7 protein-coding genes are annotated in these 17421 nt (G+C 53.4%); 1 reads left to right on the top strand and 6 read right to left on the bottom strand.

All coding sequences use genetic code 11. From position 1 onward, the window contains the following. Nucleotides 1-165: 165 nt before the first annotated feature. On the bottom strand, nucleotides 166-2256 hold the full coding sequence (locus tag RBB81_RS14910; RefSeq protein WP_353071193.1) for an alpha-galactosidase: 2091 nt from the start codon (nucleotides 2254-2256) through the stop codon (nucleotides 166-168). Nucleotides 2257-2502: 246 nt separating this feature from the next. Beyond that, complete coding sequence (locus tag RBB81_RS14905) at nucleotides 2503-4995, bottom strand: glycoside hydrolase family 95 protein (RefSeq protein WP_353071192.1); 2493 nt, start codon at nucleotides 4993-4995, stop codon at nucleotides 2503-2505. Between the two features lie 112 nt (nucleotides 4996-5107). On the opposite strand from RBB81_RS14905, the gene RBB81_RS14900 reads away from it, so the two are divergent. Beyond that, on the top strand, nucleotides 5108-6241 hold the full coding sequence (locus tag RBB81_RS14900) for a LacI family DNA-binding transcriptional regulator (RefSeq protein ID WP_353071191.1): 1134 nt from the start codon (nucleotides 5108-5110) through the stop codon (nucleotides 6239-6241). A gap of 39 nt (nucleotides 6242-6280) precedes the next feature. Here RBB81_RS14900 and RBB81_RS14895 read toward each other — a convergent pair whose 3' ends face one another. The 4 genes from RBB81_RS14895 to RBB81_RS14880 all read right to left on the bottom strand — a co-directional run bounded on the left by RBB81_RS14895 (nucleotide 6281) and on the right by RBB81_RS14880 (nucleotide 17238). Further along, complete coding sequence (locus RBB81_RS14895) at nucleotides 6281-8338, bottom strand: glycoside hydrolase family 97 protein (RefSeq protein WP_353071190.1); 2058 nt, start codon at nucleotides 8336-8338, stop codon at nucleotides 6281-6283. A 101-nt stretch (nucleotides 8339-8439) separates the two neighbouring features. Beyond that, complete coding sequence (locus RBB81_RS14890; protein ID WP_353071189.1) at nucleotides 8440-11856, bottom strand: TonB-dependent receptor; 3417 nt, start codon at nucleotides 11854-11856, stop codon at nucleotides 8440-8442. A 510-nt stretch (nucleotides 11857-12366) separates the two neighbouring features. Further along, entirely contained in the window at nucleotides 12367-13803 is a 1437-nt protein-coding gene (locus tag RBB81_RS14885; protein ID WP_353071188.1) for a sugar porter family MFS transporter, read from the bottom strand. A gap of 3 nt (nucleotides 13804-13806) precedes the next feature. Next, a complete protein-coding gene (locus tag RBB81_RS14880) occupies nucleotides 13807-17238 on the bottom strand; it encodes a DUF5107 domain-containing protein (RefSeq protein ID WP_353071187.1) in 3432 nt (1143 codons plus the stop codon). Nucleotides 17239-17421: the final 183 nt, after the last annotated feature.

Raw genomic sequence — 17421 nt, 5'->3', positions numbered from 1 at the left:
TGAGCGTGGTAACGCCCTGTTCTAACTTGTTGTATAACACGTGCTTCTGGCACGTCAGTGATTTTCAGAAAGCCATTTACGGGCCAGTTCACAAGGAGGGGATTGTTGACGGTGGACTTGACGGTAACTTATTTACGTCTTGGTCCAGTTTGCATTCACCGTAAGCTATCGATCTACCATCTCCAATGTGAAAGCAGCAGCCTGGAAATCTCCACGGAGGTCAACATCAACGCCATGCTGCATCCAGAAAGCCCCGCTGGCAACTGCCGCCAAGCCTGCGGACAGCTTCCCGTCAAGTGCCGCGATCCGATACTTCGCGTCGGTGTTCAATCCGCGGAGATAAATTCTTGGAAAGGGATATAGCATCTGGCTGGAGTGCAGAAAGGCGAAAACGACGGCGTGTCGCTTATCTTCCGACACCGATTCAGTCACAGATTGCTCACTTCCATTCTGTGGTGAGATCAAGCGGTAGAGCGATCCCCGCTGCACGATCTCCCGAATCTGTTTGTACTGGGTCACCATCTTTTTCGCAGTTGCAAAATCCTCCGGCTTCCAATTGTTCAGGTTTGCACCGACGCCGAGTGATCCCTGCATGGAAGAGAGAAAACGGTATTCGAGCGACAGAGTTCGTTGATTGACCCAGGTCGGCAAGTCCGTGACCCACGCCATCATCACACCTGGAGCATACGCATAGGTGAAGCCGTCCTGTATCAATAGACGATCGAACGCATCGGTATTGTCGGACGGCCAAACCTCGTCGGTGTAATGCATGATGCCGAGATCCACCCGACTCCCACCTCCGGAGCAACTTTCAATCTCGACATGTGGATGTTTCGTGCGCAGTTCCTCGAGGATGGAGTAGAGGTTTTGGATATAGGCGATGTAAACCTTCTTCTCGTCCTCGGGCGCTATCGCGGGCCAGCCCGGTTCGGACCAGTTGCGGTTGTAATCCCACTTCAAAAATGCGATGTCGTTTTCCCTGAGCAGCTTATCGAGAAACTCGAAGACATATTCGCGTACATCCGGCCGAGCGAGATTGAGCATCAGCTGATTCCTGCCCTCGGTTCGTGGCCGACCGGTAAAGTTCAACACCCAGTCAGGATGTTTGCGATAGAGATCGCTGTCCGGATTGACCATTTCCGGTTCAACCCATAGTCCAAAATCCATGCCGAGAGAGTGAACCTTGTCGATCAGCGGCCTGAGGCCATGCGGAAACTTCTCCGGATTCACGTACCAGTCTCCGAGACCGGCTCGATCGGTAGAGCGTTGCCCAAACCAACCGTCATCTACGACGAAGCGCTCGACACTGATGCTTGCTGCCTTCTCCGCGAGGGCTTCCTGTCCAGCCTCATCCACCTTGAACTCTGTCGCCTCCCAGGAGTTGTACAGAACGGGACGAAGCTTCGGATTAGGTGCGTGCGGCAAGATGCTCGAGATCTCGAAGCGGTGTAGAAGTCTTGAAGCACCTCCGATGCCGTCATGCGAGTAGCCAGCATAAAAGTCGGGTGACTGCAGGTGCTCTCCTGGGGATAGACGATAGCCAAAATCAAATTGATTGGGGCCACCTGTTACACGAACCTGCTGTGCGGCATCCTGTTCAATGCTGATCTGCCAGGAGCCGCTCCACCCCAGGGCGCCAAACCAAACGTCGCCGTGGTCCTGGTCATTTGAGCCGTTTCGATCGATAGCAAACCACGGATTGTTCTGGGCGCCTGTCGATCCGCGACGGCTCTCGAGAATCGTTTTTCCAGGCTGAATGATTTGCTCGCGGAGGTTCCACTCACCTGCCCAACGACCGGTGAGGTAACGCAAGCGGTAATCAGTACCGCGCGGCAGGTTCCACGTGCCCGAAGCAATCTCCTCAACTGTGAGCGGGGCGGAGGTTCTGTTCTGTACTTGTGCCGATCGCTTCAGAATGCCCGTAGCTGCATCGACGTGATACTGCAATTCGACATAGACCTCTCGCGAGACGTCCTTCAGCAGAATAGTGAGCTGGTTCCCGTCTATGCGATGCGAAACATACTCCAGAACTAGATCCCTATTTCCATCTGGGAAAGTAACCTTCAGGTCAGGTTCAACGTAAAGTCCTCCGCCCCAGCCAACGAACTCTTGTTGCGTCGTGTTGATCGAAGACTCGAAGGAAGATAGGCCAGGATCGGAATGCGGTATCGCGAAGGCATCCGATGTATTCAGACGTTTTCCCCAATAAATTGCTTCTAGTTGTTTTTTTTCGTTAATTCCGAGCACATAGGACATGTCACCCGCGTCAATACGAAAGACTTGCGTCTGACCGTCAAAATGAATCGAAGCTGCGATCGATTGACCTCGCGCAAGCCGAGGACGGAGCAGGCTCATCGACGCAATGCAAAGCAAAAATATAAAGCGAAGCTTCAATTTGACCGTTGACTCCTCACAGAAAGGTCTCGTGTTCGTGCCTCGTTCAATCCTCACCGTTATCCCAGCATTCATTCGTCGCTCCATCCAATGGTTTGATCAGTTGTATTACAAAGACACAATCGGTTCGTGTGTTCCTACACTCTCTTTGCTTCGGAAGGACATCTCCGTCAAGCACACTTTACCGCCCCGCTCTACCCGAATCGATAGCACAGTACTTCTGTAACGAACGTTGCAAGTCCCACCGCGTTTGCTCGAAATCGTCGCAGAGATCAGTCGCTTTGAACGCCAGCGCATGTCGACCTGAAAGCCACCCCGAGCACAAAGTCCGCTTACCCGCCCGTCCGACCATGCTACCGGCAGGGCCGGTAAGAGGTGCAGGAAGTCACCCTGCGATTGCAGCAGCATCTCGGCAAGACCGGCAGCTCCAGCGGTATTGCCATCGACCGCGAAGATATTTTGCGTCGCGCCAGCAACGCCACCGCGTGAGTAAGTTAAGAGATTGTCTTCGGTCGCTTTGCCGATGAGGCCGACCAGGTGACGGTGTGCCGCCTCTCCATCCCAGAGTCTGGCGTAGTAATTCACGAGATTGGCGCGGCTCCACTCTGTATCTTCCCAATCCGGTTGATTGATACGCCGCTTTAGTGTGACGCGCGCAGCGTTGGCGAGCTCAGGAGTCTTTTCTGGGGAGATTTGATTCTCCGGATAGAGGGCGATTAGGTGTGAGGTGTGCCGATGATTCGGCTGAGCTTCTTCGAAGTCCTCCAACCATTCCTGCAACTGGCCGTGACGCCCAATCTGGAATGGGGGAAGCTTCTCTCGCGCCCGTCGAAGCTCGCTGCCGAAGCTAGAGTCGATTGCGAGCCTCCCCTGAATTTCCAGACAGATACTAAAGAGCGCATAAACGAGGACACGGTCACACGTAGGTCCCATCGATTCGCTGCATTCGGCACCAGAGGTAGTGCGAAACCAATTCTCCGGTGAGTCGGATGGCCCAGTGACCAGCCATCCATGTTTCGGATGCTCCACCATATATGCAATGAAGAACTCAGCAGCCTCTTTCAATACTGGATACACGCGTTCGCGAAGGAACTCTATATCCTGCGTAAAACGGAAGTGCTCCCACATCTGGAGCGATATCCAGATGCCAGAGGTGACGAAGATTCCCCATCCCAACCCCCAGCCAGGTGCCGTATAGACCCACGGATTTGTGACCACATGGCTGACCCACCCGCGCACACCGTAGAGACTCCGCGCAGTGCGCCTGCCTGAACCAATCATTTGCTCGATCAGAGTGAAGAGTGGAAGCTGTGAGTCCGTGAGGTTGCCAACCTCGGCTAGCCAATAATTTTGCTCGGTATTGATGTCCAAATGAAAGTCGTCGGTCCAACCCATACTCGAAGCAAGTCCATCGTTCCAGATTCCCTGCAATGCAAGTGGAAGAGGTGAATTCGCTCGCGAACCGGCGATTGTCAGGTAACGACCGTACTGAAAGAAAAGCGCACACAATCCAGGATCACTGACTCCTGCCTCCAACGACCGTCGCCTTTGGTCGGTTGGAATCCTTTTAGCTCCCGCTCGAGATCCGAGATCGATCTGAACACGACGGAACAGGGTTTGATGGTCCGCGATATGGTTTCGACGAAGCTCAGCGTAACTCTTTGAAGTCGTGCCTTGTAATGCCTTAGCGCAGTCCATCTCCGGAACGTGACCACCGTAGCTGGTGGCAATCGTGACAATTAACGTCACCGCATCTGCATTATTGATCTGCAGATGCTCTTCCCCGCTCGTAATCACTCCCCCCACGTGGAATAGACGGGCGCTGCACTCCACTTCAACGCCCTGCTTCCCATCACTGTGCATCGATTCGAATGCATGTCCTCGAAAAATAAGAGTGTCAGATCCGAACCGAACGATCTTTCCTGGTAATTTGATACTCTCGAAGATCATTTTGAGGCTGACATGCCCAGGGGTATCGCTTCGCAGGTTAACGACAAGTACACCATCTGGATTTGAAGAGAACACCTCTCGCGTAAAGCGATTCCCGTCGGCCCGATACTCTACACGAGCAACTCCCTCGTCCAGATCGAGGGTCCGCCGGTACTGGCTTGGGTCACCGCGATGAGTCAATTCTAAAACCAGATCGAGCAGCGGTAGGTTTGTGCCAAATGAAGTTGGGTGACTGAGAAGACATTCTTCACAGAGCTTTCGTGCCTGAACATAATCTCCTTGAAAGAGGAGGGAGCGCATCTTATCGAGATGCGACGCTCCTCCTGGATTGATATCGGATACGCCTGGCGCGCCGGACCAAACCGTTGACTCAGTCAAGGCGATCCGCTCCCTCGTGACGCCCCCGTAGACCATCCCGCCGATCCTTCCATTCCCTATAGGAAGGGCCTCGAGCCAACGCCTCGCTTCGCCGCGGTACCAAAGAACCTGGTCAGCCCCCGCCTCCTCTCCGAGTGCAAGGCGTGCGTTGACCGGAACGGCAGCGAGAGCCAGACCGGCCCGAACAAATTCCCGCCTAGTAGGAGACACAGACACCCTCTGCAGAGCCACTAAAGTCCCTGCCCGCTGGGAGAGGGCAATATCTACGGTCATCTGCTCGATCAAAACCGGCAGATTCGATGCCTCTCATCGTTTGTGGGATTGACTGACCACGTACGTCTCGGCAGCCTCGGCATAAAAGTAAAACAAAAGGCTTGTGCGGCGGATGCGAAACCACCGTAACATGAGTCTTGTGCTTTGTGGCACAACTTCTGACCCGATGAATAGCACACCCAGATCTGCCGGAATCAAAGACATAGCTCGAGCACTCGGGATCTCGATTGGCACGGTCGATCGAGTCCTGCATAACCGTACTGGCGTCAGTTTGAAGACCAAGGCCCGTGTGCTTGAGACGGCGGAGAAGTTGGGCTATAAACCCAATCTTGCCGCGCAGGCGCTGAAGCTCAACCGCACGATCGAAATTGCAGTCGTTCTTCCCAAGCAGATCTCCCATTTCTTCGATCCTTTGCGCGCGGGGATACGCTCCGCTGCAGAAGCCACCGTCGGAATGCGCGTCAAAGTCACCTTTCATGAGTATCCGCGTTTGGGACAGGGAGACGGCGAGTTGCTCGAGACCAAGCTGAAGGAGAAATGCGACGGCATCATCTTTACCCCTGGAAATCCGAGGAAACTTGATTCGATCATCAATCGCTTGACCGCGCATGGCACCGCGATGCTCTGTGTCGCCAGCGATGCACCCTCCAGCGAGCGGATCGGTCTCGTTTCTGCGCACGCCTATACCAGCGGTGCGTTGGCGGCGGAACTTCTGGCTCATAAGCTCGCGCGGAAAGCGCATGTGGCGACCATCACTGGCGAACTCACGACTCTCGATCACGCGGACAAACTTCGCGGCTTCGCGGCTACTCTTGCCATGCTTGCTCCTCATCTCAGCTTGCTTCCGGCGGTCGAGTCGCATGAACGTCCCAAGGAAGCGTATCGCCAAACAATCGCTCTGCTCCGCGGTGAAACGAAGCCGCAAGGCCTGTATATCAGCACAGCGAACAGCATTCCGGTTCTCCAGGCGCTTGAAGAGGAAGGCCTGCTTGGGAAGATTCAAGTCGTCACTACCGATCTGTTCCAAGAGTTGGTCCCTCTGATCGAGACGGGCAAAATTCTCGCAACGCTCTATCAACGTCCTTTCACTCAAGGAAAGGTTGCGTTTGAAAGCCTCGTCGCCTATCTTCTCGAAGAGAAGAAGGCCTCTCCTATGATCCGCCTCGCACCGCATATTATTTTTCGCAGCAACCTTCCTCTCTTCACTGACCGCTTGGACGACCTGACGGACACGTCGCAGTCTTAGGCCCGTGTAAGCCGCCGAATTTCCGCTGGACCAGCCCCTCTATTTCTTGCTCTTGGGAATGAACCGAATCGCGCATCCTCCTCCCGCGGCCAAGTGCAAGGTCAGCTGCTCCGTTCTGTCCACGATCTGTTTTTTGATCGTGACATGCTCGGGATGATCCCCTGCATCGGCCCCATCCTGATAGATCTCGGCGATGTATCGTCCGTTACCGAGAAAGTTTAGGGGCACATGAAGGTCGCGTGGAGTCCAGTTGGTAATGCTGCCGAGATACCATTCGTTCCCGTGATTCCGAGCGATTGTCACGAACTCTCCTGGTTCGCCATTGAGAACGTACATCGAGTCCCATTGCGTCGGAACATCGCGAATAAACTGAAAAGCAGGCTGATCAGCGTAAGCCTGAGGTCGGTCCGACACCATTTGAAATGGAGTCTGGAAGACGACATAAAGCGCAAGCTGCTGCGCTCGAGTGCCCATCACCATAGGGCTCTGATCGCGGGCAACAAAATCGTCTTCTGTGGCATTAGTGAACCCGCCAGGTGTGTAATCCAAGGGACCGGCAACCATGCGGGTAAATGGAAAGACGGTTCGATCTACGGGACTATCGCGTCTGCCGACTTTGTTGTTCTCCGCTCCCAAGACGGCTTCATAGCTAAGCACGTTCGGATAGGTTCTTTCGATGCCCCAGGGCTTGCTGGCTCCATGGAAGTCCACCATGAGGTGATGTTCCGCGGCTTCGCGAGCAACGTCATAGTAGAACTTTATTCCATCCTGATCGTCGCGATTAATGAAATCGATCTTGACGCCAGCGACCCCCCAGCTCTCAAAAAGCGGGAACGCTTCCTTCATTTGATCCATCACCGAGGTGGAGTAGAGCCAGATCCAAACCTTGACTTGCTTGGCCGCGGCGTAGCGCACCAATTCGGGTACATCGACGTTACCGCGCTGCTTGGTGATGTCGCGCCCATCGGCCCAACCTGCGTCGAGCAGCATGTAAGGAAAGCCCGACTGTGCAGCAAAATCTACGTAGTACTCCATGTTTTTCGTAGTATATGCCGACTTTCCATCCGGTCCGATGTCGCCCGCCCACCAATTCCAGGACGCTTTTCCAGGGTGAATCCAGCTCGTATCCTGCACTCGACTCGGTGGGTTCAAGTCCGAGATGACATTAGACTCCATGAGCTTGCCAGGCTTGTCCGCAACCAGCAGAACGCGCCACGCAGAGTGATGTGGCAAGGTCGTTGTGAGCGCTAAGCCTGGATCATCGAACCGCGGTGAGAGTTTTGAGACAAACCAATGGCCTGCCCAATTTCCGGAAGGATTCGTGACGTACATCCCGGGATTGCCTTCAAGATCTGCCTCAGTTAACGTTACCCAGGCCACACCAGGCAGATGCATAAGCAACGGCATGCCGATCAGAAAACTACTTGATACCCCTCCCTGATTACTAAAGGCTGTAGTGGGCAACTTCACGTATTCGCTCTCATAACTACTGCGATAGTTAGGGAGCGCAAGCGCCCAGGTCGTGGCATCGGTACTAACGCGAAACTCGGTGTCCTCCTGTTTCAGACGAAGGTCCTTCATCGCGTCTTGCTCAGGTAGGACATACCGAAAAGCAATTCCATCGTTATAGGCTCGCGCCTCAATCACGAGCGACCTCTTCGGTTCGCTCCTTTCGACGGCACGCAATTGCACACTGTTATATAGATCGTGAACGTTGCTGACCTTTCCTCCGATCAGGTTGTAGTCATCACTCCCCTTTGCGGGAGTGCTTTCGGAGATCTCCATGTTGCTTCCCAGAGTAGGCTGGCCTGACAGTTCCAGAGCAAGTGAGGATGCATCAATTACGTGTTTTCCGTGAAAGTCTACAGAGTAAACGAGCTTGCCACCTGATCCACTTGATTCGTTTTCGGCAACCGTCGCGAACCGAATGATGAGCTGTTGATCGGGAGAAGAAAGAATAACCGGGTCTGGGTCCGCAAATCCTTCAAGATTGCAAATCAACATTAGAGCTGACAAAACGAGAGGCCCGCTCAAGCACCGACGCATAGGGAATAGCCTTTCCAGAAAAGACGAGATCGCTTTAGGTATCGAGCTCAATCGCATTACAGTCGTTGAGGTGAATCAAGGTGAATGAAGCTACAAGTTGTAGCTTCATTCACCGTTTGGAAACTGGATTTACGAGCCACGCCGCAATGAGCCTAGAAGGCGTACTTCAATGACAGCTGGAAGAAGCGGGCGTCCGGTGTATTGTTTTGGAACGATTTTGGACCCGTTATATTGCCTCCATTGGAATTGATGTTGTAGGTAGATGGATTAGCCAACGTAGGGTGATTCAACACGTTGAAACCATCGGCACGGAACTGAAGGTACTGTTCACGCCACGTTGTAAAGTTTTTGAAGAGAGACATATTTACGCCATAGTATCCAGGCCCGTAGATCTGGTTGGACTTCCCCCCTAAATACTCGATCGCAGTCGCAGTATCGGTCACCGGTGTAGTGATCAAGTTACCGGGCAGGGGGTTGGCAAAGGCACATGGGTTGTACCAGTTCGTACGATTTCTCACCGACGTCGGGCAGTCAGCAGGTGTTAGCGAAGTATTCGATGGGTCGGGCGAACCTCCAGTGGAGAATGCATCGCGCACCACGTTCGCTCTCCTGTTGTCGGTCGCTCCAGCAGCTCCTGAGTTGTTCGCGTCAACCGTGAAAGGAGTCCCACTCTGAGACACCCACGTCAGACTCGAGGCCCATCCGCCCGCTATCAGGTCGACCCACTCAGAGTGGTTCAAATAGGTACGCCCTTTACCGAAAGGAAAGATATAGTTGCCGTTCAACGTGAAGCGATTGCGAATGTCGTAGACCGAGTTCGTCAATTCATCAATGAGCGGAATGAGAGCCCTTTGCCGATCGCCGATTCCGGTTGAGAGGCCACCAGCGGAGCCGGTGTCATCCATCGCATGAGCCCAAGTGTATGTGGCGAGAAAGCTCAGGCCATGTGACGTTCGTTTCTCAGCCTTAGCTTGTAGCGAGTTGTACGTACTTACACCACCGTAATGGATGGTGCCTATACCACCCAGATCCGGGAACGGCTGGAATTGCTGAGTGCTGGTCCCCGCAGGATAGAGAGCGCGAACTGCATTCGGGTCGGCGTACGTTCCCAGATGGCGTGAGGAATTGCCGACGTAACTGATCGTCGCCGCGAGATTGGGAGTCAGCTGACGTTGAAACGACAAGTTGTAATTCATCGTATAGGGCGTCTTGATCTGGCTGTCGACAGCGTGGAAACCAGGACTACTGACTGCATTCAAAATGCCATTGCCCAGGTAAGCCGACATTCCAGACTCCAAAGTGATCCCATTCGAGGGGCAATTCCCCAGAGAACAGGATTTTGGGTTGATGTTGATCTGGCCACGGAAGGGAAAGTTATCGCCGATATTTGTACCGCCGTTGCTCTCCAATCCTCCGTAGAAGATCCCGTAAGCGGCTCGAACTACCGTTTGAGGATCCAGTTGGTAAGCTACACCCACACGTGGCGCAAAGTTACTCAGCTGTGCACTTGTGAGGCGTTGGTTATCGACGTATTGGATCCCGATATGATCCTTGGCCAAAATCCCCGGAAAGACGCTACCGAGAGCGACCGTGTCCTGAATCTTCTTCGGGAAAATGACAGTGCCAGAGCCGGTTCCAATTCCGAGCGAGTTGACGTCGGGAATGAAATTTTCCTGACTTCCCGAATTCTCTTTGAATGGCTCGTAATAGTCGTAGCGTACGCCTAAATTAAGTGTAAGCCGCGGTGACACCTTCCAGTCGTCCTGAAAATACACTGAGTCGTACCATTGGGCGTCATTCACATTCGGTGCACTCGAGATCGCGCCGGTATTCATCTGATCCGCGAGAAAGTCTGCGACGCCGGAACCCGTCGTGGCACTCACTGTAGGGTCGCTCGTATATAGCCCCGTGAAGTAATAATTGCCGAGATTGGAAGGCGCATACCGATAGAAGAAGCGGATGGCCTGGAAAGAAACGCCGGCCTTCAATGAGTGATTTCCCAGCGTCTTCGATACGTTATCCAGTATCTGATAGACGTTCTGTGATTCATTTGATGTGCCCTGCGAGCCCCAGTTGGCAATGCCGTAGACTATCCCCAATGGAAGCCCACCTTCATTCGGCGTGAAGGGTATGCCCCCCAGGCCGAGAGTAGGCGACAGGTCGACATTCGCATTGGGCTGCAGGAAAGAGAATCTGCCTGCATTGAAACTGAATCGGAACTCGTTGGTGAGAGTCGAACTGAAGATATGAGTCTCGCTCCCTACAAAGTTCTGGGCTAGGTTAACGTCGTATTCACCGCCGTATCCGCTTCCGTCCAGTGGATCGCCAAGCGGAAGACCGTTCTGAGCGATCTGATGCACATAGCTGTATCGAACATAAGCCTGGTCTTTTGCGCTGATGTTCCAATCTAGCCGCTGGTCCCACTGAAACGTGTTGTTGTGGGTGGGCACATTGACAACGTAATTGTTGAATGTCTTCCCACCGTTAGCATTTGGCAATGGATAAAGCTTAAGAATATTTTGGGCAACCATGTTGATCTGGTTGGTACAAAAAACATTGTTCTCGCCGTTGCACGATAACTTGTTGGATGCGCCCCCGCCTGAATTCGGCTGATAGAGCTGAACACTCTGACCGTTAAGACCCGCGTTGAGCAGTTCAGAAAAATTCCCTTGCCTCATAAGCGCAGTAGGCACACTGTATGTGCCCGGATTGCTGTAGGCGATGCGATTAGCCTCGGTATCGCCGAAGTAGAAGAGTCGGTTTCTTATAATCGGAAAGCCTAGCGTAGCTCCAAATTGATTCTCATGGTACGGAGGGATGGTCAACGCATTCCAGTTCTTCGCATCCAAACTTGTGTTGCGAACGTACTCCCAGACGCTTCCATGAATCTGATTCGTGCCTGACTTAATACTCGCGCTCAGGACCGCGCCGGCCGAATGTCCAAACTCCGCGCTGAAATTACTCGTTTGAAGGCTGAATTCCGACAGAGCATCGGGTGGAGGTCGAATGATGTAGCTCGATCCGTTCAGAAAGTCGACAAGATTGGTGTTGTTATCGACTCCATCAAGGATGAAGTTATTCTGTTCCGCCCGCTGTCCGTTCGCCACGAAGTCACCCGTGCCCGAACCTCGGGTGTTCCCGAGTGGAGGGGCGACGCCAGCAGTCAATTGAGCGATATATACGAAGTTGCGGCCATTCAAAGGGGTATTGTTGATGGTCTCGCTGCTGATGACCTGAGCGACTCCGCTCGTCTGCGTCTCGAGTAGAGGCGGCGCCTCGGTTACCGTCACAACCTCGGAAACCGAGCCAAGCTTGAGGGATAGGACAATGTTCAACCGCTGCTGCGCATCAAGGTGAAGATTCTCCTGCTTAGTCGTCTGAAATCCCTTCGCCGTAGCACTCACAATGTAATTGCCAATCTTCAAGGGAGAGAAGACATAAACACCGCTGCTATTCGCTGACCCCTCCAGCACCAGTCCAGTGTCGACGTTCGTCACCGTGACCCGTGCGCCCGCAACGGCCGCTCCTGAACTATCTTGTACGACCCCCGTAATAGCTCCCTGATCCACCTGACCTATCGCGCTTCGTGCGCAGCAGCATACAAGCGCACAAAAGCTTAGGAGCAGAATCGAATAACGTGCACTCCGTTCAAAAATCCTATGCAGTTCGGTCTTCATATTAGTGTCCTTTCTAGCTATCAATCTCTGTGGTCCTACTTCCATTGGCCCCTCAAAAAGTGGAACGCGCCAGCAATAGATTTTCACCGGAAGGTTCAAATTGAAAATTTATTGTGTACGTTACCGGAAAACACAGTAATCCTCATTTCTAAAGACTGTCAAGAACTTTTTGGAATCTAGACTTTCACTAACGCCTTATCCGCTTAGCCGCGCACCAGATTCGCTTACCTCGATAACGTGTACGTTAGCCTAAATATAAGCACCACTCACCACTCACCAGTGCTCGCACGCGGCCAGGAGCCAGCACCAAATTGGCATCACAACGGTTTGACTCGGAATTCCATACGGAGTGCAGTCACGCAGGCGGGATCAGTTTAGGCCCGCTTCAATTAAGCAGCCGTCTTACTGCTTTGAAGACAGCACACTCGCCTCGATCTCTTCGAGTGTTCGCCCCTTCGTCTCGGGCACGAATGCCAAAACAAAGATCGCCCCCAGCATGCAGATTCCTCCATAGCCCAAGAAAGTGCCAGAGCTCCCGAGTTTTCGATTGATTAGAGGGAAGGTATAGGTTAGCGCAAACGACGCAATCCACAGTGCGCACACAGCGAATGACACTGCTTGTGAACGTATCCGGTTAGGAAAAATTTCGGAGATCAGAACCCAGGTGACGGGAGCCAATGTGAGGGCATAGCACGCGATCGCACTCAGCGTCAGGACAAGAATGGCGCCGCTGTGCCATCTTGCGTGATACGCCATTGCGGATAGCAAGTGTGACAGACCGATCCCGATACAACCGAATAACATCATAGGGCGACGCCCAACGCGATCGACAATCAACATTGCCAAAACCGTGAAGACTAGGTTTATGGCTCCTGTGATCACGATGTTCAGAAGGATGTCGTTGTCACCGTAACCCGCACTGCGATACACCTCGGCAGCGTAGTTGAAGAGGATGTTGATGCCCGTCCACTGCTGGAGTACGGCAAGAGCTGCACCGATGAAAACAACCCTCCGCATTCCAGCCACGCAGAGTTCTTTCCAGGAGGTTTGGATCCCTGTTTCCAACTGCAAGTTTTTCTTGATGGCAGGAAGTTCACTCAACGCATAGGGTAACCCCCCGACACGTTTCAAAACCTTATATGCTTCATCGTCGCGGCTCTTAGTCAGCAGCCAGCGAGGGCTCTCAGGAATAAATAGCGACATGACGGTAAACACAACTGCCGGCACTACAACGGCACAGAACATCCAACGCCAACCGTACTGCACATTCCAGGTCTGCAGAAAGTCGATGCGGGTTATATGCTCAGGAATCGGTCTCGCAATCTGCCAGTTCGCAATTTGCGCTAGCAAAATGCCCACAACGATCGCGAATTGGTTCAAACTGACGAGTCGGCCGCGTACGGACGCCGGACTGATCTCAGCAATATATAGAGGTGAAATATTGGAACTGAGCCCAATTGCAGTGCCGCCGACGATTCGCCAAAGGATAAACATCGAAAAAGAGGATGCCCAGCCAGTCAGCCCTGAAGAGATGGAAAACAGGATCCCAGAGACCAAAAGCAAACGCCTGCGGCCAAAGCGGTCTCCCAGATACCCGGCAGCCAATGATCCTAAAAAACAGCCGACAAGCGCACTGCTGTTAGCCCATCCAACAAGTTGCTCCGACGTAAGTTGAAAATACGCTTCGTAGAACTGACGCGCCCCGCCGATCACTACCCAGTCATATCCGAACAGCAACCCACCCATTGCGGCGACCAGTGTGATCGCCCACAGATATGAAGTTTGTTGCGCCTGCGATCCCGGAGCGGCCGCATCGAGAGGGACATGGGTGGTCTGCATGGCTTAGTTCACTGCCGTTTCGAGTGCTGCCAACAGATCTGCAGCCCCGGCGTGATTCTCGTCGAGTCGGCGCACTTCGTTCAACAAGATCAATCCCTGCTCTGTCTGTTCGAGCCCCAACAACGCCTGAGCACGCAGAAACTTCGCTGAAATTTCCTGCCGTCTGAGCAAGTCCTCTTCAAAAAGCAACATGGTAGGCAATGAGGTAGCGAAGTAGTCAATCTTAGGAACTTTATGTTCAAGGTCGACCGAGTAGTCGTAAATGCCCTTAAGTATCTTCCTCGCCTCTTCGTGTCGCCCGAGACTGACGAGAGCCTGCGCGCTCCAGTAGGTTGTATCCGAGATCGAGTGGACCTGCATCTGTTGAAAGTCCCCGCGGTGGCTCGCAGCGCGCTCCCAATGCAATTTCGCTGTCGTTTCGTCGAGATTTGCCGTATGCGCCACTCCGAGCCAGTAGTCAATCATGCTCAGATTCATCAACAAATGCTTGGCCTCACTGAGGCTAGGTGGAATGTCCCGCGCTGCCTCGAATCTCCGAATCGCAGTGGATGTCTCTCTCTCTGCCAAGGCCTTCTGGCCAAGCAGTAGATTGGCGCGCACATACTGCGTCAGCACTAATCCCTCGCCCCCCTCCCAAGGCTGAAATTTACGCGAGAGCAGAACTTTCAAGGCGTCCTCAGGCCGACCAACCTGGTTATAGAGTGAGGCTAGTTCGACGGACAGATCATCTCGCGATGCCACTAATTCCAGCACTGCTTCGAGAGCAGCGAGCCGATGTCCAGGACTCTCACCGGTTCGCTTCAGCAACTGATCTTGTTCATAGAGGATACGAGCGTCCGCGGGAGCAAATAGCCGTGCCTGAGCAAAGGCGGCACGCGCGTTCTTCTCATCTTTGCGAACGTTGTAATATGCGAACCCAAGATTGCGCCAGACCGTAGGGAAGGTAGGATCAAGTTCCGAGGCCCGCTCCCAATATCTTATGGCGTCTTCATGACGCTTCTTGTCGTAGAGCAAATTCCCTAGATAATATGGCGCTCGCGCGTCCTTCGAATTTCGTGTAACTGCGGCTTCAAGGAGCGCGATCTCCTCCAAACGACTAGGAAAGACATATGCGGCGTCCGCTGTGGCGGCTAACTGATATGTCACGGCGCTATCTTCGTTGAGGCCAAGCAGAGCAAAGGTGCGGGCGAGCGCATAAAGCAAGATAGCGGAGGATCCGTCCTTCGCTTTTGTAGAACCGACGGAAAAAACAGCTAACGCGTCCTCCAGCAAATTGCAGCGCAGCATGTCGAAACCCAGATCCAATTGTTGATGACCATCTAGTGGGACACTACCCGTTGCAAGATACCGGCTCCAGTTATCGAGAGGATCGAGCTCACAAGTCAGCTTGAGGAACGCTTCAGCTTCGGGCTGCCTGCCCAATCGACGTAGTACGACAACTTTCAGATTCCGCGCGTTCAGATTGTCGCCGTCGGCCAGGAGTGATCGCTCGATATGATCCAACGCCTGTGTCCACAGCCGGCGACTGCTGTCGATCTCAGCCAACCGGTGGTAGCCCGGCCCCCGCCAGGCGGCATTCCACGTGGACTTGTAGAAGGCCTCATATGCTTCAGAAATCCTTCCTTGATAGCTCAACGCCAGTCCAAAATTGTAGTGCGGCTCGCCATCATAGGGGTTTGGGTTGCGGGCAGTCAGACGGCTAATCGCAGTGCGGAAGTATTGCTCTGCCGTCGTAAACTCACCACGTCTTAGATGCCAACGCCCCAAAGCATGGTTTGACCGACTGTCTCCGGAGTCGCGCCGGATTGCCTCACGCCAATATCCCTCAGGGCTTCTTGTGGCGTGACGATATTGATCTAGATGCAGCCCCGTCAGGTAAAGTTCGTCGCTTGACTGAATCTCTTCTGGCAGTAGCGGTTCCTCGGCAACAGCGGGCGAAGGAGCCGCAACCATCTCTGAGGGGGCGTATCGCAAAACGACATTCTCGCCCGTTAGATCGTCGACGAGAAGCAAAAGCTCCAGGTCTTGTTGATCGTCCGCGACAGAGAATTCCGTATCCAGCCCAGATGCAGGGTTCAATGTGCCCCGCCAAGCTGAAATCTCCCGTCCATCATTTTTTAGAGAGACCTTAGCATTGGGCAACTCGCGAGTAACAAGAAGATGAATTATCACTCTGCCAGGTTTTCTCTCGAAGCGAACCGCTGCGTCAAGATTCACCAGATCAGGCACTCCAGTTTCACGGAGAGGATACCAATACTGACTGAAGACCTTCGTCTCCCCCGGAGCGAGGAAAGAGAAGTCAGGTTGATTATCGGTGTAGACGCCTGCCATCAACTCAATGTAAGGTCCATCGGAATCTGTAAGGCTGCGATCCCACGCGTAGCCAAACTCATGATTCCCCCAAGTCCACTGCTTCTTTCCGGGAGCGATGTGATGATTGGCCACATGGACCATGCCGGCTTCGGCAGCGTGGTCATATCCCCCTGCAAAATCCCCTTTCGAGTTTGCGACCATATAGCTCGTTGGAACAGGGATATTCGAATACCAACTCAGGTCGTTTGGCGGGTACGATCCATCTGGCACAAAATTCGCTGGCTTTTCGTCTTCCGGAACTCCCTTAACCGAACGCTGCTTATAGTCGATGCCGTAGTAACAACCCTCGCTGAGTGGAAACTCCGTAACTGCCCGCTTGGCATGGTCGGCTACAAATCGCACATCCTTTGGGAAAAAGGATTGATACTTCTCGTGCACTCGTGTGGCAACGTTTGCCCACCACAGGAAGGTCTGAGTATCTTGTGTGCGATTGTAGAGGCGGACGCGGAGTTCGAGGTAGGCTTTGCCTGGTCTCAGGCATACTCCGTGCATCCCTTTCATGCGCGCCATGGGATCATGATCGCTACACCAGATCGTCACAGCCCCATCCGGATCACGCTCAATCATCACTTCAACCGGCATGAACGTCGCGGGCCGATGGTGCTGCGGCCAGTTGAACTCCACCCCTCCCGAGATCCAGGGGCCTGCAAGACCAACCAAGGCTGGCTTAATCACATTCTGACGGTAGAAAAAATCGTAGCCATTCAGCTTGTCTAAACCGACATGAATGCGCCCGCCAATCTCGGGCATAACCATGAGCCGTATAAACTCATTCTCGATGTGAACTGCCTTCCACTCGCGAAGTTGCGGCTCTGTATCAACGCGATCAATGACAGGCAAAGGATATACACGCCCGCTGCTGCCCTGATACACACGCTTTTCGAGAAAGAGCGGATTGAGGTCTGGTGCGGCTGGCATGTAAGACCGAATCATCACCGGTTCTTCCCATGCCTTCACAGCATTTTTTTCAGTCAGCGGCGCGTCTGGTAACTGCAACCGCGCAGAACCTTGCCCTTCGCCAGTGATGTCCCCGTCCACATTACAAGCTTTCTGTTGTGCCATGTCCTATTCCCCGATAACGTGCCGGCTGCGCGACTGGAGTGCGGATTGAGAGCCGGCGAGCGCCTTATGAATCATGCGTTTACATTTACGTTTACGTTACCGCAAATCAAACTCTAGGCGGCTAGTTCAGCGTTGTCAAGAAAAGATGTCACCACTCATTTGTCTCGCCGATATTTCCATCGC

It is taken from the genome of Tunturibacter gelidoferens (assembly GCF_040358255.1).
Taxonomy (GTDB): domain Bacteria; phylum Acidobacteriota; class Terriglobia; order Terriglobales; family Acidobacteriaceae; genus Edaphobacter; species Edaphobacter gelidiferens.
This window is presented reverse-complemented; position numbering and strand designations above follow the sequence as displayed.

What these genes read in the sequence shown, in the direction of transcription:
- RBB81_RS14885 (WP_353071188.1), bottom strand. Translation starts at nt 13,803, where the DNA reads ATGCAGACCACCCATGTCCCTCTCGATGCGGCCGCTCCGGGATCGCAG.
- RBB81_RS14905 (WP_353071192.1), bottom strand. Translation starts at nt 4,995, where the DNA reads ATGACCGTAGATATTGCCCTCTCCCAGCGGGCAGGGACTTTAGTGGCT.
- RBB81_RS14900 (WP_353071191.1), top strand. Translation starts at nt 5,108, where the DNA reads ATGCGAAACCACCGTAACATGAGTCTTGTGCTTTGTGGCACAACTTCT.
- RBB81_RS14910 (WP_353071193.1), bottom strand. Translation starts at nt 2,256, where the DNA reads ATGTCCTATGTGCTCGGAATTAACGAAAAAAAACAACTAGAAGCAATT.
- RBB81_RS14880 (WP_353071187.1), bottom strand. Translation starts at nt 17,238, where the DNA reads ATGGCACAACAGAAAGCTTGTAATGTGGACGGGGACATCACTGGCGAA.